This is a genomic window from Haemophilus parainfluenzae (assembly GCF_014931415.1).
GTDB classification, from domain to species: Bacteria; Pseudomonadota; Gammaproteobacteria; order Enterobacterales; family Pasteurellaceae; genus Haemophilus_D; species Haemophilus_D parainfluenzae_AF.
This window is the reverse complement of sequence record NZ_CP063121.1, coordinates 1,197,298-1,218,865: the sequence shown is the minus strand read 5'-3', so window position 1 is coordinate 1,218,865 and position 21,568 is coordinate 1,197,298. Positions and strand designations below refer to the sequence as shown.

At 40.6% G+C, this 21,568-nt stretch carries 24 protein-coding genes and 5 tRNA genes; 18 read left to right on the top strand and 11 right to left on the bottom strand.

The features are described from left to right. Positions 1–2: 2 nt before the first annotated feature. The 4 genes from pgsA (at position 3) to INP93_RS06070 (ending at position 976) form a co-directional block, all read left to right on the top strand. Positions 3–560 (top strand): CDP-diacylglycerol--glycerol-3-phosphate 3-phosphatidyltransferase, encoded by a 558-nt coding sequence (gene pgsA, locus INP93_RS06085; RefSeq protein ID WP_049365349.1) that lies wholly within the window; start codon positions 3–5, stop codon positions 558–560. A 155-nt stretch (positions 561–715) separates the two neighbouring features. Beyond that, positions 716–791, top strand: a tRNA-Gly gene (locus tag INP93_RS06080). A 4-nt stretch (positions 792–795) separates the two neighbouring features. Then, positions 796–882, top strand: a tRNA-Leu gene (locus INP93_RS06075). Positions 883–900: 18 nt separating this feature from the next. Continuing rightward, positions 901–976 (top strand) — tRNA-Lys (locus INP93_RS06070). A 138-nt stretch (positions 977–1,114) separates the two neighbouring features. Here the strand turns inward: INP93_RS06070 and miaB are convergent. The 6 genes from miaB to INP93_RS06040 form a co-directional block, all read right to left on the bottom strand. Beyond that, positions 1,115–2,539, bottom strand: coding sequence for a tRNA (N6-isopentenyl adenosine(37)-C2)-methylthiotransferase MiaB (gene miaB, locus INP93_RS06065; RefSeq protein ID WP_049371534.1), 1,425 nt, complete (start codon positions 2,537–2,539; stop codon positions 1,115–1,117). A 150-nt stretch (positions 2,540–2,689) separates the two neighbouring features. Continuing rightward, on the bottom strand, positions 2,690–3,514 hold the full coding sequence (gene cpdA, locus INP93_RS06060; protein WP_197544409.1) for a 3',5'-cyclic-AMP phosphodiesterase: 825 nt from the start codon (positions 3,512–3,514) through the stop codon (positions 2,690–2,692). A 7-nt stretch (positions 3,515–3,521) separates the two neighbouring features. Next, the gene (gene nudF / locus INP93_RS06055; protein ID WP_197545320.1) at positions 3,522–4,145 is read right to left on the bottom strand and encodes an ADP-ribose diphosphatase; all 624 of its coding nucleotides are present in this window, start codon (positions 4,143–4,145) and stop codon (positions 3,522–3,524) included. Positions 4,146–4,304: 159 nt separating this feature from the next. Continuing rightward, positions 4,305–5,624, bottom strand: coding sequence for an exodeoxyribonuclease VII large subunit (gene xseA, locus INP93_RS06050; RefSeq protein ID WP_197544408.1), 1,320 nt, complete (start codon positions 5,622–5,624; stop codon positions 4,305–4,307). Then, a complete protein-coding gene (locus INP93_RS06045; RefSeq protein WP_197544407.1) occupies positions 5,624–6,835 on the bottom strand; it encodes a ribosomal protein uL16 3-hydroxylase in 1,212 nt (403 codons plus the stop codon). Before INP93_RS06045 ends, xseA begins: the two co-directional genes overlap by 1 nt. A 3-nt stretch (positions 6,836–6,838) precedes the next feature. Then, positions 6,839–7,165: an RnfH family protein gene (locus INP93_RS06040; protein WP_005696455.1), complete on the bottom strand. Its 327-nt coding sequence runs from the start codon at positions 7,163–7,165 to the stop codon at positions 6,839–6,841. A gap of 81 nt (positions 7,166–7,246) precedes the next feature. Here INP93_RS06040 and INP93_RS06035 point away from each other — a divergent pair, with 81 nt between their 5' ends. The 4 genes from INP93_RS06035 (at position 7,247) to tesB (ending at position 10,385) form a co-directional block, all read left to right on the top strand. Beyond that, on the top strand, positions 7,247–7,663 hold the full coding sequence (locus INP93_RS06035) for an EamA family transporter (protein ID WP_014065081.1): 417 nt from the start codon (positions 7,247–7,249) through the stop codon (positions 7,661–7,663). A 60-nt stretch (positions 7,664–7,723) separates the two neighbouring features. Beyond that, on the top strand, positions 7,724–8,308 hold the full coding sequence (pth, locus tag INP93_RS06030; protein ID WP_014065080.1) for an aminoacyl-tRNA hydrolase: 585 nt from the start codon (positions 7,724–7,726) through the stop codon (positions 8,306–8,308). 67 nt (positions 8,309–8,375) lie between these two features. Beyond that, the gene (ychF, locus tag INP93_RS06025) at positions 8,376–9,467 is read left to right on the top strand and encodes a redox-regulated ATPase YchF (RefSeq protein ID WP_075874959.1); all 1,092 of its coding nucleotides are present in this window, start codon (positions 8,376–8,378) and stop codon (positions 9,465–9,467) included. 57 nt (positions 9,468–9,524) lie between these two features. Further along, the gene (gene tesB / locus INP93_RS06020) at positions 9,525–10,385 is read left to right on the top strand and encodes an acyl-CoA thioesterase II (RefSeq protein ID WP_197544406.1); all 861 of its coding nucleotides are present in this window, start codon (positions 9,525–9,527) and stop codon (positions 10,383–10,385) included. A gap of 24 nt (positions 10,386–10,409) precedes the next feature. Here the strand turns inward: tesB and rnhA are convergent, their stop codons facing one another. Beyond that, on the bottom strand, positions 10,410–10,871 hold the full coding sequence (gene rnhA / locus INP93_RS06015; protein ID WP_197544405.1) for a ribonuclease HI: 462 nt from the start codon (positions 10,869–10,871) through the stop codon (positions 10,410–10,412). Between the two features lie 59 nt (positions 10,872–10,930). Here rnhA and dnaQ point away from each other — a divergent pair, with 59 nt between their 5' ends. The 4 genes from dnaQ (at position 10,931) to der (ending at position 13,592) form a co-directional block, all read left to right on the top strand. After that, positions 10,931–11,692, top strand: a complete 762-nt coding sequence (dnaQ, locus tag INP93_RS06010) for a DNA polymerase III subunit epsilon (RefSeq protein WP_197544404.1) — start codon at positions 10,931–10,933, stop codon at positions 11,690–11,692. A gap of 87 nt (positions 11,693–11,779) precedes the next feature. Then, positions 11,780–11,856 (top strand) — tRNA-Asp (locus INP93_RS06005). Positions 11,857–11,883: 27 nt separating this feature from the next. Next, positions 11,884–11,960, top strand: a tRNA-Asp gene (locus INP93_RS06000). 111 nt (positions 11,961–12,071) lie between these two features. Beyond that, positions 12,072–13,592, top strand: coding sequence for a ribosome biogenesis GTPase Der (gene der / locus INP93_RS05995; protein WP_049384377.1), 1,521 nt, complete (start codon positions 12,072–12,074; stop codon positions 13,590–13,592). Between the two features lie 67 nt (positions 13,593–13,659). Here der and hpt read toward each other — a convergent pair whose 3' ends face one another. Both hpt and pmbA read right to left on the bottom strand, forming a co-directional pair. Next, positions 13,660–14,199: a hypoxanthine phosphoribosyltransferase gene (gene hpt / locus INP93_RS05990; RefSeq protein ID WP_049371541.1), complete on the bottom strand. Its 540-nt coding sequence runs from the start codon at positions 14,197–14,199 to the stop codon at positions 13,660–13,662. Positions 14,200–14,402: 203 nt separating this feature from the next. Then, on the bottom strand, positions 14,403–15,758 hold the full coding sequence (pmbA, locus tag INP93_RS05985; protein WP_197544403.1) for a metalloprotease PmbA: 1,356 nt from the start codon (positions 15,756–15,758) through the stop codon (positions 14,403–14,405). Between the two features lie 88 nt (positions 15,759–15,846). Between pmbA and yjgA the strand changes: the two genes are divergently transcribed. From yjgA to rapZ, 6 genes are all read left to right on the top strand, one after another. Beyond that, entirely contained in the window at positions 15,847–16,383 is a 537-nt protein-coding gene (yjgA, locus tag INP93_RS05980; RefSeq protein WP_005697713.1) for a ribosome biogenesis factor YjgA, read from the top strand. Positions 16,384–16,464: 81 nt separating this feature from the next. Continuing rightward, on the top strand, positions 16,465–17,073 hold the full coding sequence (gene lptC, locus INP93_RS05975) for an LPS export ABC transporter periplasmic protein LptC (RefSeq protein WP_197544402.1): 609 nt from the start codon (positions 16,465–16,467) through the stop codon (positions 17,071–17,073). Beyond that, the gene (gene lptA / locus INP93_RS05970; protein WP_049367753.1) at positions 17,054–17,572 is read left to right on the top strand and encodes a lipopolysaccharide transport periplasmic protein LptA; all 519 of its coding nucleotides are present in this window, start codon (positions 17,054–17,056) and stop codon (positions 17,570–17,572) included. Before lptC ends, lptA begins: the two co-directional genes overlap by 20 nt. Before the next feature lie 3 nt (positions 17,573–17,575). Continuing rightward, positions 17,576–18,301 (top strand): LPS export ABC transporter ATP-binding protein, encoded by a 726-nt coding sequence (gene lptB, locus INP93_RS05965; protein WP_049364392.1) that lies wholly within the window; start codon positions 17,576–17,578, stop codon positions 18,299–18,301. 3 nt (positions 18,302–18,304) lie between these two features. Beyond that, positions 18,305–18,823: a PTS IIA-like nitrogen regulatory protein PtsN gene (gene ptsN / locus INP93_RS05960; protein WP_197544401.1), complete on the top strand. Its 519-nt coding sequence runs from the start codon at positions 18,305–18,307 to the stop codon at positions 18,821–18,823. Positions 18,824–18,854: 31 nt separating this feature from the next. After that, positions 18,855–19,712 (top strand): RNase adapter RapZ, encoded by an 858-nt coding sequence (rapZ, locus tag INP93_RS05955; protein WP_197544400.1) that lies wholly within the window; start codon positions 18,855–18,857, stop codon positions 19,710–19,712. 40 nt (positions 19,713–19,752) lie between these two features. On the opposite strand, the gene INP93_RS05950 is transcribed toward rapZ, so the two are convergent. Together INP93_RS05950 and dapE are read right to left on the bottom strand one after the other, a co-directional pair. Next, on the bottom strand, positions 19,753–20,433 hold the full coding sequence (locus tag INP93_RS05950) for a M15 family metallopeptidase (RefSeq protein WP_197544399.1): 681 nt from the start codon (positions 20,431–20,433) through the stop codon (positions 19,753–19,755). 1 nt (position 20,434) lies between these two features. Continuing rightward, positions 20,435–21,568: a succinyl-diaminopimelate desuccinylase gene (gene dapE, locus INP93_RS05945; RefSeq protein ID WP_197544398.1), complete on the bottom strand. Its 1,134-nt coding sequence runs from the start codon at positions 21,566–21,568 to the stop codon at positions 20,435–20,437.

The following is a 21,568-nucleotide window of genomic DNA, read 5'->3' as shown; positions in this document are numbered from 1 at the left end:
TTATGAAATATAATATTCCCATTTTCCTGACGATTCTCCGAGTGATTTTAATCCCATTCTTCGTCTTGGCGTTTTATTTGCCTATCCCTTCTGCGCCTTTTATTACCACTCTTATTTTCTTTATCGCGGGTGTTACCGACTGGTTTGATGGCTATCTTGCTCGAAAATTAAAACAAACAACTCGCTTCGGTGCTTTCCTTGATCCTGTAGCCGATAAAGTAATGGTTATTACTGCACTTGTATTAATTGTGGAATATCAACATTCTTTCTGGATTACCATCCCTGCGATTATTATGATTTCACGTGAAATCATTATCTCTGCTTTACGTGAATGGATGGCTGAGTTGGGTGAACGTAATAAAGTGGCTGTTTCATGGCTGGGAAAAGTAAAAACCACCTCTCAAATGCTAGCTTTAGGTGGATTACTCTGGCGATATAACGTTTATATGGAAACATTGGCGATCATACTACTCTACTTGGCGGCAATTTTAACAGTGTGGTCAATGCTCCAATACTTGAAAGCAGCTAAAGGCAGCTTGTTAGATAACATTGAATTATAGAATTGGCTAAATTTTAAATAAAAGGTGCGGTTATTTTAATCGCACCTTTTGTTTTTGAATTATTTTTAACCAATCAAAAAAATTTTTTACGAATTTTATTTGACACAATAAGATAAATCCGTAAAATACGCCCCGTTGTTTGGCAACAAGCAAACGCGGGAATAGCTCAGTTGGTAGAGCACGACCTTGCCAAGGTCGGGGTCGCGAGTTCGAGCCTCGTTTCCCGCTCCAATTTGCCCGAGTGGTGGAATCGGTAGACACAAGGGATTTAAAATCCCTCGCCTTTCGAGGCGTGCCAGTTCAAGTCTGGCTTCGGGCACCATTTCAAAACCATACCAGTGGGTCGTTAGCTCAGTCGGTAGAGCAGCGGACTTTTAATCCGTTGGTCGAAGGTTCGAATCCTTCACGACCCACCACTTTAAATCAGCACCTTAACGGGTGTTTTTTTATACCTAAAATTTAGGATAAAGACTTTCCTACTCTCTTTTCTAAAAAACACATAAAAAAATAACCGCACTTTCGTACGGTTACTTATCCATATTCACTTTAAATGATTAGCCGTGATAACGTCCTACGCCTAATTCATCTTCTTTACGAGTACGGTTCATCACTTCTTGTGGTGATTGTGCAATACGTAATCCCATTTGATCTTCAGTACGCACCACTTCACCACGTAGAGAGTTAGTATAAACATCGGTAATCTTGATATCGACAAACTTACCAATCATATCTGGTGAGCCTTGGAAATTCACAATACGGTTGTTTTCAGTACGTCCTGTTAATTCCATAATATCTTTCTTAGACGGCCCTTCCACCAATACGCGTTGCTCTGTGCCAAGCATCCGACGACTATATTGTGCCGCTTGTTGGTTGATACGCTCTTGTAAAAGATAGAGACGTTGTTTTTTCTCTTCTTCAGTGACATCATCTGGCATATCTGCTGCTGGTGTACCTGGACGTGCGGAATAGATAAAGCTAAAGCTCATATCAAAATTCACTTGTGCGATGAGATTCATGGTTTGTTCAAACTCTTCATTGGTTTCACCAGGGAAGCCAACAATGAAATCTGAGCTAATTTGAATATTTGGACGCACCGCACGTAATTTACGAATGATCGATTTATATTCTAACGCGGTATGGCCACGTTTCATCATGGTTAAAATACGGTCAGAACCAGCTTGTACCGGTAAGTGTACGAAGTCCACCAATTCAGGCGTATCGCGATACACATCAATAATATCGTCAGTAAATTCGATTGGGTGGCTCGTGGTAAAACGTAAACGGTCGATACCGTCAATAGATGCTACTAAACGCAATAATTCCGCAAATGTACAGATACCGCCATCAAATGTCGGGCCACGATACGCATTTACGTTTTGGCCTAATAAATTGATTTCACGCACACCTTGATCGGCTAACTGCGCAATTTCAAATAATACATCATCAACAGGACGGCTTACTTCCTCACCACGGGTATAAGGCACAACGCAGTAAGTACAATATTTATTACAGCCTTCCATAATGGACACAAACGCAGTTGGACCTTCTGCGCGAGGTTCCGGTAAACGGTCAAATTTCTCAATTTCTGGGAAACTTACATCCACCACCGAACTTTTACCGCCACGAATTTGGTTAATCATTTCAGGCAAACGATGTAAAGTTTGCGGACCAAATACGATATCCACGTAAGGCGCACGATGACGAATATGTTCACCTTCTTGTGAAGCCACACAACCGCCCACACCGATGACTAGGTTTGGATTTTGTTTTTTTAATTCTTTCCAACGACCTAACTGATGGAACACTTTTTCTTGTGCTTTTTCACGGATAGAACAGGTGTTAAGAAGTAACACATCTGCTTCTTCTGGAATATCAGTTAATTCCAAACCATGTGTATTTAAGAGAAGATCGGCCATTTTTGATGAATCATACTCATTCATCTGACAGCCCCATGTTTTAATATGTAATTTTTGCGTCATATTGCTTAAAAATAAAGATTAGTAAAAAGATAAAATCGGTCGGCTATTGTACAGATTTGTGGCAATTCTGGCTAGTGTAAAATGGACTTTTACCCATTTCGGTATAGAAAAAGTGCGGTTAAAATCATCTAAATTTTAACCGCACTTTGTTTAGTATCCTTCTTCTTCCATATTGGGTAGGAATGTTTTTTGTTTGATTCGTTTTACTCTCGTTTCAATTCGTCCATCTGGGTGTAGTTCAATTTCACGCCAACCTGGTTGTAAGGTATCTAACGCAAAATGATTGCTATCTGGCTTAAATTGAATACAAGTCGCTGGCGTTGCCATGGTTTGATAACCCTGCCAATAGCCATCAACCTGCTGATGAATATGCCCGTATAAAATCCCTTTTACATTGTTGAATTGAGCAAGAACGGCTGAGAAGCCATGTGCATTACGCAAGTTATGCTGATCAAGCCATGCTGAATTCGTTGGTAATAAATGATGATGCAATACGACTAAGCTATGACGCGCTGGATTTTCTGCTAATTTTGTTTTTAACCAATCTAATTGATAAGCACTTAATTCACCATGAGGCACACCGGATACTTGGCTATCTAACAAAATCACTTGCCAATGTTTACCTAGAAGTAAATGTTTTGACGCGTTAATCGGCGGTTGGCTTAAATGTTCGACCATTTTAGGTTGGAAATCATGGTTACCCGGAAGCCAAAATACCCATTTATTTAACGGTTTAACCATTTCAACAAATCGTAAATAGCCTTCGTCGCTACTATCTTGTACCAAATCCCCCGTTGCAAGCACGACATCATAGTCAAAAGACTCAGACTGAATTTCTTTTAACACCTGAGAAAAGCTTTCGTGTGTATTGATGCCTAATAAATCTTTGCTTGTATCCTTAAATAAATGAGGATCGGTAATTTGTAATAATTTAACAATTTCACTCGCGGGTTCGTATTCAAATCTATTGTTCATGGGACTCCTATTGCCAGCGTTGCTGCAATTGGGCGTAATTTAATTGAAGCCATTGCAAGCCCATTACTGCAATGCCATTATCAATTTTGCCTTCACACATCCATTGATAGGCTTGCTCACGTTTCACCACATGAACACGAATGTCTTCATTCTCTTCAGCTAAACCATGAAGCCCTTTGGCTTGCGAACTCTCTACTCGACCGACAAACAAATGAATACGTTCAACGACACCGCCCGGGCTATCCCACACGCTTAAACAATGTGTGAGATCTTGAACGGATACACCGGCTTCCTCTTCACTTTCACGCAAAGCCACTTCTTCAGGTTGTTCGCCTTCTTCGACCATCCCGGCGATCAATTCTAATAACCAAGGGGAACGAGCTGATTCAGGTTGATATGCACCAATACGTACCTGCTCAACTAAAACCACTGCATCTTCTTCCGGATCGTAAGCAATCACTGCAGAAGCGGCACCTTTGACTAATAATTCACGTGTCACAACGCCACTTTCGCCACCGGCAAAAAGCTTATGTTTAAACTGTACTTTCTTAAGTGTAAAAAAACCTTTATAAACAGTTTCTTCATTAAGAACTTCTATATCATGCTGACTAAACTGTTGAATTTCTGACATCATTACTCTCCTAGTATCGAGGTCGCATAATACTCCCATAAAAAAATAAAAAAAACTGAACCCGCTGTTTTTTTGTCGAAACTTTGAAGCCGGTCACAAAAAAAGAAAACCTATGATGATTTCTTATTCATCATAGGTTTACATTAAGAATCTATTGAATTAACAAACGCGGCTGGTAATTTTCCCATCGGCCACTTTCGTTTTAATGGTGTCGCCTGTTTTGACTTGCTTCACACTCACAATGGCATGTCCTTTGGCATCTTCTGCGATGGAATATCCTCGCGCTAATACTTTTAATGGACTTAATCCATCTAACTTACCACACAATGTTGCCAACTTATTTTGACGTTCCGTGACTTGACGATTCGCCCCTAAATTTAACCACACTTTTAACTGGGCTAAATATTGAGATTGTTTTTGTAAGCGATAAGGCAACGGATTTTGTTTTAAGCGCGCTGAAAGTGCGGTCAATTTTTGTTGCGTTTTATCCACTTGGCGCTGCATTGCCAAAACTAAACGATGATGTAATTGCGCCGTTCTGGCTTTCTGCATCAATAATTGATTTTGCGGATGTTGATTTTGCAGGCGTAAACGTAACTGTTGTAAACGTTGTTGTTGATGACTAAAAATACGATCTAACGCCATCTCCAAACGCTGTTGTTTATAGGCTAACTGTTGAAGTAATTCCTGCTGATTGCGACTCACTAACTCCGCCGCAGCAGAGGGTGTCGGCGCACGTAAATCAGCCACGAAATCGGCAATGGTGATATCCGTTTCGTGACCTATCGCACTGATAATCGGTAAATTAGAACGGAAAATCGCACGCGCGACTTCTTCTTCGTTAAAGCACCAAAGATCTTCTAAGGAACCACCTCCTCGGCCGACGATCAACACATCCACTTCTTGACGCGCATTAGCGAGTTCAATCATTTGGACAATTTCAGCCGTTGCTTCTTTGCCTTGCACTGTCGTTGGATAAATCACCACTTTCAAACTGGGATCTCGGCGAGCCAAAATATGCAGAATATCCTGCAACGCTGCGCCAGTCGAAGAGGTCACAATACCTACCGCTTTAGCAAAGTCTGGCAAGCTTTTCTTCAGGTTTTGTGCAAACAACCCTTCAGCCGCCAATTTCATTTTTAGCGCTTCAAATTGCTGTTGCAATAATCCTTCGCCAGCAGGGTGCATAGATTCAATAATCAGCTGATAATCACCACGAGGTTCATATAAACTGACATTCGCCCGCACCAAGACCTGCATACCGTTTTGCGGACGAAATCCCACGCGCAAATTTTTCATTCGGAACATCGCACCGCGAACTTGGGCATTTTCATCTTTCAGCGTTAAATACCAATGCCCTGACACAGGTTGAGTGAAATTAGAAATCTCCCCTGTAAGCCAAATCTGTGAAAAATTCCCTTCCAGCATTTGCCGGGCTGCGCTGTTTAATTGGGAAACGGAGTAAATGTTTTCAGACATTATTCAATCAACACCCAACCGTCATCTAGCCAGTTACAAATCGAATCAAGTAATAATTCCATTGTACTTGCAGGATCTTCTGTATCATTCACTAAATTATTTAAGAATGCCCAATCTAGCGCTTCACCATCAGAAAGGCGTTTCAACACTTCCGCTTCAATAACATTCACTTCATCCAACCATTCGCCATTCGCATAGATGCGGAGCGGATTTTCGGTGTAAAGTAATTTGCAGTTATTGTCCTGCATTAACACACCTTGTTCCTCTTCTAAAATTGACCGCACTTCGTCAGGATCGGATATTTCATCGGATACTAACATTTCATAGCGACGTGAACTCACTGTGCCTGCCACCGCTTGTTTGAACAAGGCATCAAAGGCTTCTGACTCTGCCAATTTCACTAAGAATTGCTTTTTCATTGCTTGAATATTTTCATCCGCCAATTTGCCCGTACGCTGCTCTGACTGTGTTAAGCGTAACGGTAATTGGAATTCGCTTAAATTCAATTCAGGATCCTGATGACAAAACGCTTTGTTCACGTTATCGAAAATGTCTGCTAAATTCGGGTAACGCAAACCAAAAGAAAAAGTCAAACAATCATCTTCTGCCACACCGTAATGCGACATACGAGCCGGAATATAAAGAATATCGCCAGGATTCATCACTTCATCAATCACCAATTCGCCCATATCATCGAAAATACGAATCGGCTGATTCGGTTTAAATTCTGTGGAAGAATCACACCATTTACCTAACTGCCAACGACGGTAACCATAGCCTTGCACCAAGAACACATCATATTCGTCATAATGCTTACCAACGGAACCGCCTTTAGGTGCATAGGACACCATAATATCATCACGTTGCCATTGTGGGATAAAGCCAAACTTATTCCAAAGCTGACCGAGTTCTGTACTCCATTGCTCTAAATTTTGGACAAGCACTGACCATTTCTCTGGTACATCTGCAAAATCCTCTTCGGATAAGGGACTGAAAAACACTTTCCAATTATCATCTGAAAAGGTTTTCACTAAACGTGCGGTCACCTCTTCGCCTTGTGCTAATTCGATAATATCGTCAGGCTCGAATTGACCAACAATTTCAGGTAAACCATTACGAATAATCAATGGTTTTTTCTGCCAATAATCACGCAGGAAAATTTCAGGGGTAATGCCATCAGGCAGACAATATTGATTGGAAAGTGCGGTCATTTTTTACTCCTTTTCCTGTTTTTCTTGTTGGGCTTTTTCTTGTGCAGCTTTGGCTTGTTCTGCTGCACGTTTACGACGAATTTCTTTAGGATCGGCTAATAATGGACGGTAAATCTCAATACGATCGCCATCTTTTAATTGATCCGTTAATTTGGCTGGTCGGGAATAAATCCCGACTTTATTCTCGCGCAAATCAATCTCGGTAAACTGTTGTAAAATGCCCGATTGCAAAATAGCCGTTTGGATCATCGTGCCTTCATCCACTTTGAAGGACTTCAAATAATAACGATCCGGTAAGGCATAGGCGATTTCAATATTAATTTGGTTCATGTCTTATTCTGTCTTGATGAGTTTTCCGTTATTATAGCGGAAAAGTGCGGTCAATATTAACGATAAAATCAGGAGTTCATCATGAATTGGGTATTTTTTGCCATTGGTTCAGCCTTTTTCGCTGGGCTTACCGCTATTTTAGGAAAATTAGGGGTTGAAGGCATTAACAGCAATCTCGCGACCTTTATCCGCACAATTGTGGTGTTACTCGTTACAGCAGGCATCATTAGCGCACGTAACGAATGGCAACTACCACAACATATTGCGGCAAAACCTCTCACCTTTTTAATTCTTTCCGGTGTTGCTACAGGTCTATCTTGGCTTTGTTATTATCGCGCGTTGCAAATGGCCCCCGCCTCTTGGGTTGCGCCCATTGATAAACTCAGTGTGGTGATTGCTATTATTTTAGGCGTGGTATTGTTAGGCGAACCTTTAAGTATGAAATTAGTTATAGGAAGTCTATTAATTCTCTCAGGTGTTTTAGTCTTAGCCTTATAGATTGAGAAATTAGCCCTTTTTCGCTACAATACGCCACTATTTTTACTCAAGCAGAAAACTATGTCTGAAATTAAACTCATCGTGGGGCTGGGAAACCCTGGCGATAAATATGCGGAAACCCGCCACAATGCAGGTGAATGGCTGATTGAGCGTTTGGCTCGTCGCTTTAATGTTTCGCTTAATGCAGAAAATAAATTCTTCGGTTATGTAGGAAAAACACTGATTAACGGCAAAGAAGTTCGTTTTTTAGTGCCAACGACGTTTATGAATTTAAGTGGAAAAGCGGTAGGGGCACTTGCTAATTTTTATCGCATCAAACCAGAAGAAATTTTAGTGCTACACGATGAATTAGACTTACCGCCGGGCACCGTAAAATTAAAACAAGGTGGCGGACATGGCGGACACAATGGTTTAAAAGATATCGTAGCTCAGCTTGGTAACAGCAATAATTTCTATCGTTTACGCATTGGTATTGGCCATCCTGGACACCGTGATTTAGTTTCAGGTTTTGTGCTTAACAAACCTGCGCCTGCAGAAAGAGAAGCTCTCGATAAAGCGTTAGACGAAGCCACCGATTGCATTGAATTGCTTTTCAAAGAAGGCATGGTGAAAGCCACCAATCGCTTAAACAGTTTTAAAATTTAACTCAAAAGTGCGGTGAAAAAACACCATAAATTTTAACCGCACTTACGCTTACAATAAGGAAAACATCATGGGATTTAAATGTGGTATCGTTGGTTTGCCAAACGTCGGCAAATCTACCCTTTTTAATGCATTAACCAAAGCCGGTATCGAAGCGGCAAACTATCCGTTCTGTACCATCGAACCCAATACTGGCGTGGTACCAATGCCGGATCCGCGTTTAGATGCGTTAGCGGAAATTGTTAAACCTGAACGTGTGTTGCCCACCACCATGGAGTTTGTGGATATCGCTGGTTTGGTTGCGGGTGCAAGTAAAGGTGAAGGCTTAGGGAATAAATTCCTAGCTAACATCCGTGAAACTGATGCAATTGGTCATGTTGTTCGTTGTTTTGAAAATGATGACATCGTGCACGTTGCAGGTAAAATCGATCCATTAAGCGATATCGAAACCATTAATACCGAATTAGCCCTTGCTGACTTAGACAGCTGCGAACGTGCTATCCAACGTTTACAAAAACGTGCTAAAGGTGGCGATAAAGACGCAAAATTTGAGCTGTCTGTAATGGAAAAAATCCTTCCTGTACTTTCTGAAGCAGGCATGATTCGTTCTGTTGCGTTAGATAAAGATGAGTTATTAGCAATTAAAAGCTATAACTTCCTCACATTAAAACCAACCATGTACATTGCAAACGTAAATGAAGACGGTTTTGAAAATAACCCGTATTTAGACAAAGTACGTGAGTTTGCTGAAAAAGAAGGCTCTGTTGTGGTGCCTGTATGTGCGGCGATTGAAGCAGAAATTGCTGAGCTTGATGACGACGAAAAAATCGAATTCTTACAAGATCTTGGCATTGAAGAACCTGGCTTAAACCGTGTAATTCGTGCAGGTTATGCTTTATTAAATCTTCAAACCTACTTTACTGCGGGCGTGAAAGAAGTGCGCGCCTGGACGGTTTCAGTTGGTGCAACCGCCCCTAAAGCAGCAGCTGTCATCCACACAGACTTTGAAAAAGGCTTCATCCGTGCAGAAGTAATTGCTTACGATGACTTCATCCAATTCAAAGGTGAAAACGGAGCAAAAGAAGCGGGTAAATGGCGCTTAGAAGGTAAGGACTACATCGTCCAAGATGGTGATGTTATGCACTTCCGCTTTAACGTATAAAAACACTTCAGACCGCATAACTATGCGGTCTTTTTGTATTCATAAAAGGAAAAAACAATGTCGGATAAATTAAATCAACTCATCGAATTGTTAAAACTAGAAAAAATTGATGATCTTATCTTTCGCGGTGCGAGTGAAGACTTAGGTTTTCGTCAAGTGTTTGGCGGTCAAGTAGTCGCTCAATCTCTGTCTGCTGCAATGCAGGTTGCCCCACCAGAGCGCGTACTCCATTCTTGTCATGCTTACTTTTTAGCACCTGGCGACAGTCAATACCCGATTATTTATGACGTGGAAACTTTACGTGAAGGACGTAACTTTTCTGCATTACGCGTAAAAGCCATTCAGCATAAAAATGTGATTTGCCACGTCACCGCCTCATTTCAAGTACCTGAAGAAGGTTTCGATCATCAATCCGCTATGCCACAAGTACCAGGCCCTGAGCAATGTATTGATGAACACGAAATCATGTTAAAAGTAGCGCAGACTTTGCCTGAAAGCTTGAGTGAAAAATTTGCTCAAGAACGACCATTTCAGATTCATAGCCGATATTTGAACAATCCATTTGATGGTCGTGAACTGCCGCCTGAACAATATGCTTGGTTTAAAACCAATGGAGAGGCACCATTAGATTTGCAAACTCAACAATGTCTCTTGGCCTATTTTTCTGATTTCCACTGTATTTTGACCGCACTTCACCCACATGGGAAAGGCTTTTTACAGAAAGGGATGAAAGTGGCTACAATCGACCACAGTATTTGGTTCCACCGCCCTTTCAATTTAAATAATTGGCACTTACATGCTATTGAAAGTAACAATGCTTTTGCGGGACGAGGTTTAGCAAGAGGACAAATTTTTGCTGTAGACGGCACATTAATAGCCACCACACAGCAAGAAGGATTAATTCGTTATCAAGAATAACCTCACTTTAAAACAAGGTGCAGACTAGCCTTCGTAACCAATATCTTCGAAGGTTGGATTTTCTGCCCCTTGTTTGGCTAATTCATCACAAATTTCATTTTCACGATGGCCTGAATGGCCTTTTACCCACTGCCAATCAATGTTATGGATTTGAATCGCCTGATCTAACGCAATCCATAAATCCTGATTTTTTACCGTTTTGCCCGTGCTGGCTTTCCAATTGTTTTTCTTCCAATTGTAAATCCATTGTGTGATGCCATTTTTCATATATTGGCTATCGCTATAAAGCGTCACATGGCAAGGTTCTTTTAAGCTATTTAAAGCCTCAATCACTGCTCGTAATTCCATGCGATTATTGGTGGTTTTGAAATACCCTTTTGAAATATGTTTTTCGTGCTGTTTATAGCGCAGGACAATCCCTATGCCACCGGCTCCTGGATTGCCTAGGCAAGATCCATCCGTAAAAATTTCAATCTGTTTTTGCATAACTAATTCGAGCTTGTGTAAAATAGGCAGTATTTTAAAGGAAACAGATAGGTAGAACAATGATAAATCCGGATCGCCAGATTGTACTGGATACTGAAACCACCGGTATGAACCAAATTGGTGCGCATTACGAAGGACATTGCATTATTGAAATTGGCGCGGTGGAAATGATCAACCGTAAATATACGGGCAACAATTTTCACATTTATATTAAGCCGGATCGTTTGGTTGATCCCGATGCCATTAAAGTTCACGGTATTACGGATGAAATGCTGGCGGATAAACCGGATTTCAAAACAATTGCACAAGACTTTATTGAATACATTCGTGGTGCTGAACTACTGATTCACAACGCCCCCTTCGACGTGGGCTTTATGGACTATGAATTCCGTAAACTTGGGTTAGATATCAAAACAACCGACATTTGCCTGGTTACCGATACGTTGCAAATGGCTCGCCAAATGTACCCGGGAAAACGTAATAGCTTAGATGCGTTGTGTGATCGTTTAGGTATTGATAACAGCAAACGAACACTCCACGGTGCGTTACTGGATGCGGAGATTTTGGCTGACGTTTATTTATCCATGACGGGCGGTCAAACCAGTCTATTTGATGAAGAGCATGCGGATAGTTCAATTATCCAAGCTGGTGCTAATATGCAAGATCTTCAAAGTGTAGTCAATTTTTCGCAAAATTTAAAAGTGTTACAACCCACTGATGATGAACTCCAAGCCCATTTGGATTTCATTAAATTGGTCAATAAAAAAAGCGATGGCAAATGTTTTTGGTCTATTCGTGCGGGTGACGAAACCTCACATTAATCGGTTATCTATTAATCAGATAAACATAAAAAAGAAAAAAAAGATTGACGGTTTTAACGTTCATCATTATTATACCCAGCACTTAGCGGAGTGGTAGTTCAGCTGGTTAGAATACCTGCCTGTCACGCAGGGGGTCGCGGGTTCGAGTCCCGTCCATTCCGCCAATTTAAAACTTGTCTTAATATACTCACGGAGTGGTAGTTCAGCTGGTTAGAATACCTGCCTGTCACGCAGGGGGTCGCGGGTTCGAGTCCCGTCCATTCCGCCAATTAAGCCGAGATAATGAAGCACCAAAAGGTGCTTTTTTTATGCCCGAATTTTACCTGCCAGCCAACATTCGCTATAATTAACCAAATTTACACTTTACAGAGATATTTTTATGACAACTCCTGTCGTTGCCTTAGTGGGTCGCCCAAACGTAGGTAAATCCACCCTATTCAACCGTTTAACCCGTACTCGCGATGCGCTTGTCGCTGACTTCCCTGGTTTAACCCGAGATCGTAAATACGGTCATGCCAATATTTCTGGCTATGATTTCATTGTGATCGATACCGGCGGTATTGATGGCACTGAAGAAGGCGTTGAAGAAAAAATGGCGGAACAATCCTTATTAGCGATTGAAGAAGCCGATGTAGTGCTTTTCTTAGTGGATGCGCGTGCAGGTTTAACAGCTGCAGACATTGGCATTGCCAACTACTTACGCCAACGCACTAATAAAACAACCGTCGTGGTGGCAAACAAAACTGATGGTATCGATGCTGATTCACACTGTGCGGAATTCTATCAATTAGGCTTAGGTGAAATTGAACAAATTGCTGCATCACAAGGCCGTGGCGTGACTCAATTAATGGAGCAAGTACTTGCACCTTTAGCGGAAAAATTACAAGAAAACGAAGCAGAAAATGACCGCACTTCTGATGAAGAAGAAAAAGATGAATGGGATCACGAATTTGACTTCGATTCAGAAGAAGATACTTCATTGATTGATGAAGCATTAGACGAAGAGCTTGAAGAAGAACAAGATAAAAATATCAAAATTGCGATTGTAGGCCGTCCAAACGTTGGTAAATCGACATTAACCAATCGTATTTTAGGTGAAGATCGCGTGGTGGTTTACGACATGCCAGGCACAACACGTGACAGTATCTACATTCCAATGGAACGCGATGGGCAACAATACACCTTGATTGATACAGCGGGTGTGCGTAAACGTGGTAAAGTGCATTTAGCCGTTGAGAAATTCTCTGTTATTAAAACCTTGCAAGCAATTCAAGATGCAAACGTGGTATTACTCACAATTGATGCGCGTGAAAATATTTCAGACCAAGATCTCTCTCTACTTGGCTTTATCTTAAATGCAGGACGCTCACTCGTGATCGTCGTGAATAAATGGGACGGCTTAGATCAAGATGTGAAAGATCGCGTCAAATCTGAATTAGATCGCCGTCTTGATTTCATCGACTTTGCCCGTGTGCATTTTATTTCTGCTTTACACGGCAGTGGCGTGGGGAATCTTTTTGATTCGATTAAAGAAGCTTATGCTTGTGCGACACAAAAAATGACGACGTCCCTTCTCACCCGAATCTTACAAATGGCAACGGATGAGCACCAACCACCAATGATTGGCGGTCGTCGTATTAAATTAAAATATGCTCACCCAGGTGGTTATAACCCACCAATTATCGTGGTGCATGGTAACCAAATGGATAAATTACCGGATTCATACAAACGTTATTTATCTAATTATTATCGTAAGAGTTTGAAAATTATTGGTTCGCCAATTCGCTTGCTATTCCAAGAAGGTTCAAACCCATTCGCGGGTAGAAAAAATAAACTCACACCAAACCAATTACGTAAACGTAAACGCTTAATGAAGTTTATCAAAAAAGCGAAACGCTAATCTTAACAAACAAAGAGCGGTCAAAAATCACTGTGAATTTTGACCGCTCTTTTTATTGAAAAATAAATTATTCGTCTATAACCACTTTGCCAATATAGCCTAGATTACGATAACGTTGAGCATAATCAATACCATAGCCGACAACAAATTCATCCGGAATAGAAAAACCAATCCATTCAACCGGTACTTCCACTTCTCGGCGAGAAGGTTTATCTAATAAGGTACAAATCGCCAAGCTTGCAGGATCGCGTAAATTTAAAATGCCACGTACTTTTTCAAGGGTATAGCCCGTATCAATAATGTCCTCAACAATCAGCACGTGTTCATTGCGAATATCGCCCTCGAGATCTTTCGTAATTTTCACATCGTGATTGCTTGTCATCCCAGCGCCATAACTTGATGTGGTCATAAACTCCACTTCTACCGGTAATTTTAATTCACGCACGAGATCGGCCATGAACATAAATGAACCACGTAAAAGCCCAACAACAATCAGTTTATCAATGGCTTTTTGTTGATAAAAATGCGTAATTTCCGCGCCAAGTTCAGCTATGCGACTACGGACATCCGCTTCTGAAATCATAATATCGACGTGGTGTTTTTTCATAGTCTTTCCTTTTTTATTTAATCGTTTGCGTATTCTACAATAAAAAAGGCTGAAGTTTAAACCTTCAGCCTTTTTAACCCTAACGAATTTACTTTCTACTCTACCTGTTGGAGCAATCTGCAATCGCTACTAAACAGATGTGCGTATAGTAGCAGAAAGAAATTACATGTCAATAAGAATTATTATCATTTTTAAAAAAATTATTAATTTCCTGAAATTTTCATCTTATCTAACAAGATTGAACCGGTTTGAATATTGGAACGATGTTCAACATCATCTGCTACTGCCACAATATTTTTTAACATATCCTGCAATTGACCCGCAATCGTAATTTCAGCAACTGGATATTGGATCTCGCCATTCTCCACCCAGAAGCCTGCTGCGCCACGGGAATAATCCCCCGTCACAATATTTACGCCTTGCCCCATGACATCTGTCACCAATAAACCGGTGCCCATTTGACGTAAAAGTGCGGTCAATCCGCCCGTTAAATTTGGTTTCACAAGCCAGTTATGAATACCGCCTGCATGACCGGTACTTTGCATGCCCATTTTTCTACCGCTGTAACTGGTGAGCAAATAGGTTTGCAATACGCCATCTTGAATAATTTCAAGATCCTGTGTTCGCACCCCTTCGCTATCAAAAGGCGTGGAGGCTAAACGTTTTAACAAATGCGGACGCTCACTAATTTGGAACCAATCTGGCAATACTTGTTTTCCAAGATGATCGAGCAAGAAACTGGATTTACGATATAAGCTGCCGCCACTAATCGCGCCCGTTAAATGAGAGATTAATCCTGTTGCTACATCATTTAAGAAAATCACCGGCACTTCACGTGTCGTTAATTTTTGTGGATTTAAACGCGCAATCACTTTTTTTGCACAATTCTGTCCTACCCAATCCGCTGGAGAAAGCGCATCAAACTCACGTGAAACTGTATATTCGTAGTCATTTTCAAGTTGATCTAGCTCGCCACCAATCACCGAACAGGATAAAGAATAGCGGCTAGATAAGTAACTTTGTAGCATGCCATGTGTATTACCATAAACACGCACACCAGTATGCGAATTAAAGCTTGCGCCATTACTATTCACAATTTTAGCATCGTATTCCAACGCTGATTTTTCAGCTTCTAAAGCTAATTTTGTAGCCTGTTCGACATCAACATTTGCACTATGATAAAGCGCTAAATCGGGTGCTTCAAAAGCCATTAATTCTTTGTCCGCTAGCCCTGTACAATCATCTGGCGAGGTATATTTTGCAATAGCAAGCGCTGCTTCAACGGTGTTTTTAATGGCTTCTTCGCTTAAATCTGAGGTCGAGGCATTGCCTTTTTGTTGGCCTAAATAAACAGAAATGCCTAATGCCCCATCATTAGTAAATTCAACATTTTCAATCTCTTGCAGACGGGTTGAAACCGATAAACCACTGACTTTTGTCACGCCAACTTCAGCGGTGGCACCCGCTTTCTGTGCGGTTTCAATCGCAAAACTGACTGCATCACGCAATGTTTGCTCTTGAGATTTTAAAAGTGCGGTTAAATTTTCTGCTGTTTTCATAATGATAATCCTATTAAAAATTTGCGCCATTTTATCTTATTTTGAAAGTTTATGCTAAAATGCACCAAATTTTTCATAAGGTAATAGAATGGCAAAACGTAAGAAAAAAGAAGCCTTTGATTGGGAAGATGAAGACCAAGAAGAGATTATTTGGGTAAGTAAAAGTGAAATCAAACGCGACGCTGAGGATTTAAAACAGCTCGGCGAGAAATTGGTGAACTTAACCAAAGCAAATCTGACTAAGGTTCCACTAGACGATAGCTTGAAAGATGCCATTGAATTAGCGCAACGTCTACAAAAAGAGGCACGTCGTCGCCAATTGCAATACATCGGCAAGCTCTTACGCTCAATTGATGCAGAGCCTATTCGTGAAGCTTTAGAAAAAATTGAAAACAAACATAATCAGCAACAAGCTATGCTGCATAAGTTAGAAATCTTACGTGATGAATTGATTGCAAAAGGTGATGCGGCTCTGACTGATTTGTTAAATGAACATCCTTCTGCAGACCGCCAACACTTACGTAATTTGATTCGTGCAGCACAAAAAGAGAAGGAACAAAATAAGCCATCAAAAGCTTATCGCGAGATTTATCAGATCTTAAAAACACTCATTTTAGAAGACTAAAATACAGCTATTTTTGACCGCACATTGTGTCAAAAAAGTGCTATGATTGGTTACCCTTTAAAGAAGGAAAGAACGTTATTTATGAATATTCGTTGGAATATTATTTTAGGTGTCATCGCCCTGGCTTTATTAGGCTGGTATTATTCGCTTAATCAAGATCATGGTGATTTACAAAGCCTAATTAAAAAGCCTGATAGCCCGGAATACGTCGGTAATAAAATGGAAACCACTGTATTCTCACCTGAAGGTAAAAAACAGTATCTCGCGATTTCCGACAAAGTGGAATATTACACACAAGACGGTCATACGGATTTTATTTCGCCGTTAGTCTATCTTTTTGATGTCTCTTTGGACAATAAAGATAAAGAAGCGAAAACCGATAAAATTCAATTAGAAAAACAAAATTGGAAACTTAGCGCGCAAAAGGCAAAATTAACAAAAGATCAAATGCTCTATCTTGAAGGTGGTGTGGTTGCCGAGAGTCTTGATCCTTTATCTCGCCTACAACGTGTTGAGACTGAAGCCGCAATAATTAATTTAAAAACACAAGACATTACTTCCGATACACAAGTAAAAATTAACGGATTAAACTTTAATTCTAGCGGATTGAAGCTCGTCGGAAATTTACGTCAGCAAGTTGCAACTCTAAAGGAACAGGTAAAAACATATTATGAAATCAACAAACAATAAAATTCTGCTTTTAACAGCGTTAATGATGACTTCTTTATCTGCTTTTGCGTTAAAAGATGATACTAATAAACCGATCAATATCGTCTCAGATAATCAATCTTTAGATATGGAAAACAGCGTGGTAACGTTTACGGATAACGTTGTGATTACACAAGGTTCCATTTTAATTAAAGCCAATAAAGTGGTTATTACTCGTCCGCCAGAAAATTCAGGCAAAAAAGAGACCGTCGAAGCATTTGGTAGCCCTGTTACTTTCCACCAGCAACTTGATGATGGTAAACCGGTTGACGGTAAAGCGAATAAAGTTCACTACGATTTAGGTACTGAATTTTTAACATTGACCGGTAATGCTGAATTAAAACAATTGGATAGCAAAATTAACGGTGAACGCATCACTTATGATGTGAAAAAACAACAGTTAAAAGCCAATGGTAATGGAAAATCACGTGTGCAAACCGTCTTAATTCCTACCCAATTACAACAAAAAGGTAAAAAATAACCGATGTCTGTATTACAAGCTGAATTCCTCGCAAAAAGCTATAAAAGCCGAAAAGTGGTTTCTGATGTGAGTTTAACCGTAAACTCCAATGAAATTGTTGGCCTACTTGGTCCAAATGGTGCGGGTAAAACCACTACTTTCTACATGGTCGTCGGTTTAGTGCGTCACGATCAGGGAAAAATCACCATTGATGGCGATGATATTAGCGTATTACCTATGCATGAACGTGCACGTCGAGGAATTGGCTATTTACCACAAGAAGCCTCTATTTTCCGTCGTTTAACAGTCTATGAAAACCTCATGGCGGTATTAGAAATTCGTAAAGATCTCACTGCAGAACAACGCCGAGAGAGAGCGGATGAGTTAATTGATGAGTTCAATATTAGCCATATTCGTGATAGCCTGGGGCAATCTCTTTCAGGTGGTGAACGTCGTCGAGTGGAGATTGCACGCGCCTTAGCGGCAAATCCAAAATTTATTTTATTAGATGAACCTTTTGCCGGTGTCGACCCTATTTCGGTTACGGATATTAAGAAAATCATCACGGATCTCCGCAATCGTGGTTTAGGCGTGTTAATTACCGACCATAACGTACGCGAAACCCTTGATGTTTGTGAACGCGCTTACATTGTTGGCGAAGGGAAAATTATCGCAACCGGCACACCGGAAGAAGTCATGAATGATGAGCACGTTAAACGTGTCTATTTAGGCGAACAATTTAAACTATAACCTATGAAATTTACGACATTGCTCTCCCCTGATGATATTCGTCAGGGGGTTGCTTTTTCTAGCAAGAAACGATTATTTGAATCTATTGCCGCTTTCGTTGTGGAAAAACTTCACTGCGAAAATGGTGAACAGGCTTGTTTTGAATGTTTATTTGAGCGGGAAAAATTAGGTAATTCAGGATTAGGCAATGGCGTCGCTATGCCTAAAGCTAAGTTACCTACTACTGTCTCAGATAAGATCCTAACAGTATTTATGCAATTAGAAACGCCTGTCGAATATGATGCTGCCGATAATAAGCCGGTAGATATCGTTTTTGCTGTGCTCGTACCCGAAAATCACTGTCAAGAATATATTCCTGTTCTGGCAGAACTCAATGAAAAATTAACTGATAAAAACTTAATTAAACAACTTCGTTCAGCACAAAGTACGGATGAAATTTGGCAAATTTTTGAATGTGCCGATCATTCAGAGGAATCTGAAGACGACACAAATTTAGATAATATTGAACCTCAAGAGGTATAACCTAACCAACTAACCATAAGGAATCACGCAGATGGAAATTATTATTATCAGCGGTCGCTCCGGCGCGGGGAAATCTGTCGCATTACGAGCTTTGGAAGATATGGGCTATTATTGCGTGGATAATCTCCCTCTCGATTTACTTCCTCAACTCACCAATATTCTCGCCAAAACTCAAACGGCTGTTGCCATCAGCCTCGATATTCGAAATCTTCCCCATTCAAGTGCTGATTTAGACAAGATTCTGACAGATATTCAAGCCACTTATTCCGTCAAAATCATCTTTCTAGATAGCGATCGCAGTACACTTATTCGCCGTTACAGCGATTCACGTCGTCTTCATCCACTTTCAGCACAAGATCTCCCACTTGAATCAGCGATTGATCTAGAATATCAACAGCTTGAGCCTTTAATTCAACATGCTAATTTTATTATTGATACCGCACCACTTTCTACTCATTCATTATCTGAACGGTTAAGAGAAGTTTTACGCGGTAATACAGATAAAGAACTTAAAATCGTGGTTGAATCGTTTGGCTTTAAATATGGTATTCCGCTTGATGCCGATTACGTCTTTGATGTGCGTTTTCTACCTAACCCGCACTGGAACCCAGAACTGCGCCCAATGACGGGGCTTGATGAACCTGTTGCACAATTTTTACTTGCGCATGATGAAGTGAATAATTTTATCTACCAAACACGCAATTACATTGAAGCATGGTTACCGATGTTAGAGCAAAATAACCGAAGCTATCTCACTATTGCCATCGGCTGTACAGGAGGTAAACATCGTTCTGTTTACATTGCTCAACAAATTGGTGAATATTTCCAAGCCAAAGGCAAGAATGTGAAAATTCAACATAAATCCTTGGAAAAGAATAAAAAGAATTAATCAAACCATAAAAAAACGCAGCGACTTGCTGCGTTTTTTGTTAAACCACATATTGCTCAAAAATCTCTGGTAAATGCGTAATTAACGTTTCTTTTCCTGCCACATTTTCATTCTGCCAAACCTGCAATAGCACATCTGGCGTAAATAATCGTGATGCCTGTTCTGCTAAAGGTAAATAGCTAATATGCCAAGGCTCTCGACCAACTTTTTTACCTTCAGGTTGGCTTATAAATGGCAAAGTAAAATCAAAGTGCGGTAGATTTTCAGTGAGAAATTCACTTAATTCAAAGAAATAGCCACCGCTTTCATATTCCCAAGGTTCAAGTTGTAATGATTGACCTTGAGGTAAAAGATCAGGATCAAAAATATCGATTTCTGTTCCCCAATGATGACGACTTCCCCCTGGAAGCGCTGACCAGCGTAAAATGGCTTGTGCTTTTTGCAAATCATCTAACGACGCTAAATTTAATGGGTTTCCCTCATCATCATGAACCTTGCGTTCACCGTTAAATTTACCGTTCCAAATGAGTTGTTGACGTTCAAAATCACGAAAGCTACTCGCAGGTTGCAAATTAAAGCCATTTTTGGCCGCGCTTTGCTGCAATCCTTGAAACGCTTTCATTGCCCCTGCTTGCAAAAAATGATTCGGAGAATGAGGTGTAGGCAAATTGATCAAATGTTCACGAGATTTGCCGGTTAACATTTCAGGCGTTAATTTCATCTTACTTGTCCAATAAATTCACTAACATTTGATGATAAATCTGACCGCACTTGGCTAGATCATCTACACTCACACATTCATTTACTTTATGAATCGTCGCATTAAGTGGCCCAAATTCCACCACTTCAGCCCCCATTAAAGCAATAAAACGCCCATCAGAGGTGCCACCGCCTGTTTCTGCTTGTGGTGTAATACCGGTTGTTTGCTTAATAGCCGTCGTTAATGCATCTAATAATTTACCCGGTTTCGTTAAAAATGGTTTACCTGATAAATTCCAATCAATACGGTATTTCAAACCATGCTTTTCGAGCATTTCTGCCACTTTCTGCTTAATGCTTTCATCAGTCACTTCCGTACAATAACGTAAATTGAATTGCACATAAAGCTCACCAGGAATGACATTATTACTCCCTGTGCCTGCATGAATATTCGCAATTTGCAAACTGGTCGGCGGGAAAAATTCGTTGCCATTATCCCATTGATAGGCGGTTAATTCCTGCAAGAAAGGCGCAGCTTTGTGAATTGGATTTTCCGCTAAATGGGGATAAGCTACATGACCTTGAATACCTTGAATATAGAGGTTACCTGTAATCGAACCTCGACGACCATTTTTAACTACATCGCCTAATATTTTCGAACTAGACGGCTCACCTACCATACAATAAGTGATTTTCTCACCGCGCGCCATTAAGGTTTCAACAACACGCATGGTGCCATCTTTCGCGGCAGCCTCTTCGTCAGAAGTAATCAACAAAGCAATCATACCCTTATGATTCGGATTGGCTTTCACATATTCTTCCGCCGCCACAATCATTGCTGCTAATGAGCCTTTCATATCTGCCGCACCACGACCATAAAGCACATCATCTACAATTTCGGCAGAAAACGGCGGATAAGTCCATTGCGTTTCATCGCCCGTTGGCACCACATCGGTATGCCCTGCAAAGGCGATAACGGGCTCACCACTACCATACTTCGCCCATAAATTTAAGGTATCGTTGAAAGGCATCCATTCAATGTGAAAGCCGAGTTTTTCTAAACGCTCAGCAATCAATTGCTGACAGCCCTCATCATTTGGGCTAATAGAGGGGCGACGAATGAGGTCTTGTGCTAAAGAAATCACTTTTTCTTTCAT

What these genes read in the sequence shown, in the direction of transcription:
- pgsA (WP_049365349.1), top strand. Translation starts at nt 3, where the DNA reads ATGAAATATAATATTCCCATTTTCCTGACGATTCTCCGAGTGATTTTA.
- miaB (WP_049371534.1), bottom strand. Translation starts at nt 2,539, where the DNA reads ATGACGCAAAAATTACATATTAAAACATGGGGCTGTCAGATGAATGAG.
- cpdA (WP_197544409.1), bottom strand. Translation starts at nt 3,514, where the DNA reads ATGAACAATAGATTTGAATACGAACCCGCGAGTGAAATTGTTAAATTA.
- nudF (WP_197545320.1), bottom strand. Translation starts at nt 4,145, where the DNA reads ATGTCAGAAATTCAACAGTTTAGTCAGCATGATATAGAAGTTCTTAAT.
- xseA (WP_197544408.1), bottom strand. Translation starts at nt 5,624, where the DNA reads ATGTCTGAAAACATTTACTCCGTTTCCCAATTAAACAGCGCAGCCCGG.
- INP93_RS06045 (WP_197544407.1), bottom strand. Translation starts at nt 6,835, where the DNA reads ATGACCGCACTTTCCAATCAATATTGTCTGCCTGATGGCATTACCCCT.
- INP93_RS06040 (WP_005696455.1), bottom strand. Translation starts at nt 7,165, where the DNA reads ATGAACCAAATTAATATTGAAATCGCCTATGCCTTACCGGATCGTTAT.
- INP93_RS06035 (WP_014065081.1), top strand. Translation starts at nt 7,247, where the DNA reads ATGAATTGGGTATTTTTTGCCATTGGTTCAGCCTTTTTCGCTGGGCTT.
- pth (WP_014065080.1), top strand. Translation starts at nt 7,724, where the DNA reads ATGTCTGAAATTAAACTCATCGTGGGGCTGGGAAACCCTGGCGATAAA.
- ychF (WP_075874959.1), top strand. Translation starts at nt 8,376, where the DNA reads ATGGGATTTAAATGTGGTATCGTTGGTTTGCCAAACGTCGGCAAATCT.
- tesB (WP_197544406.1), top strand. Translation starts at nt 9,525, where the DNA reads ATGTCGGATAAATTAAATCAACTCATCGAATTGTTAAAACTAGAAAAA.
- rnhA (WP_197544405.1), bottom strand. Translation starts at nt 10,871, where the DNA reads ATGCAAAAACAGATTGAAATTTTTACGGATGGATCTTGCCTAGGCAAT.
- dnaQ (WP_197544404.1), top strand. Translation starts at nt 10,931, where the DNA reads ATGATAAATCCGGATCGCCAGATTGTACTGGATACTGAAACCACCGGT.
- der (WP_049384377.1), top strand. Translation starts at nt 12,072, where the DNA reads ATGACAACTCCTGTCGTTGCCTTAGTGGGTCGCCCAAACGTAGGTAAA.
- hpt (WP_049371541.1), bottom strand. Translation starts at nt 14,199, where the DNA reads ATGAAAAAACACCACGTCGATATTATGATTTCAGAAGCGGATGTCCGT.
- pmbA (WP_197544403.1), bottom strand. Translation starts at nt 15,758, where the DNA reads ATGAAAACAGCAGAAAATTTAACCGCACTTTTAAAATCTCAAGAGCAA.
- yjgA (WP_005697713.1), top strand. Translation starts at nt 15,847, where the DNA reads ATGGCAAAACGTAAGAAAAAAGAAGCCTTTGATTGGGAAGATGAAGAC.
- lptC (WP_197544402.1), top strand. Translation starts at nt 16,465, where the DNA reads ATGAATATTCGTTGGAATATTATTTTAGGTGTCATCGCCCTGGCTTTA.
- lptA (WP_049367753.1), top strand. Translation starts at nt 17,054, where the DNA reads ATGAAATCAACAAACAATAAAATTCTGCTTTTAACAGCGTTAATGATG.
- lptB (WP_049364392.1), top strand. Translation starts at nt 17,576, where the DNA reads ATGTCTGTATTACAAGCTGAATTCCTCGCAAAAAGCTATAAAAGCCGA.
- ptsN (WP_197544401.1), top strand. Translation starts at nt 18,305, where the DNA reads ATGAAATTTACGACATTGCTCTCCCCTGATGATATTCGTCAGGGGGTT.
- rapZ (WP_197544400.1), top strand. Translation starts at nt 18,855, where the DNA reads ATGGAAATTATTATTATCAGCGGTCGCTCCGGCGCGGGGAAATCTGTC.
- INP93_RS05950 (WP_197544399.1), bottom strand. Translation starts at nt 20,433, where the DNA reads ATGAAATTAACGCCTGAAATGTTAACCGGCAAATCTCGTGAACATTTG.
- dapE (WP_197544398.1), bottom strand. Translation starts at nt 21,568, where the DNA reads ATGAAAGAAAAAGTGATTTCTTTAGCACAAGACCTCATTCGTCGCCCC.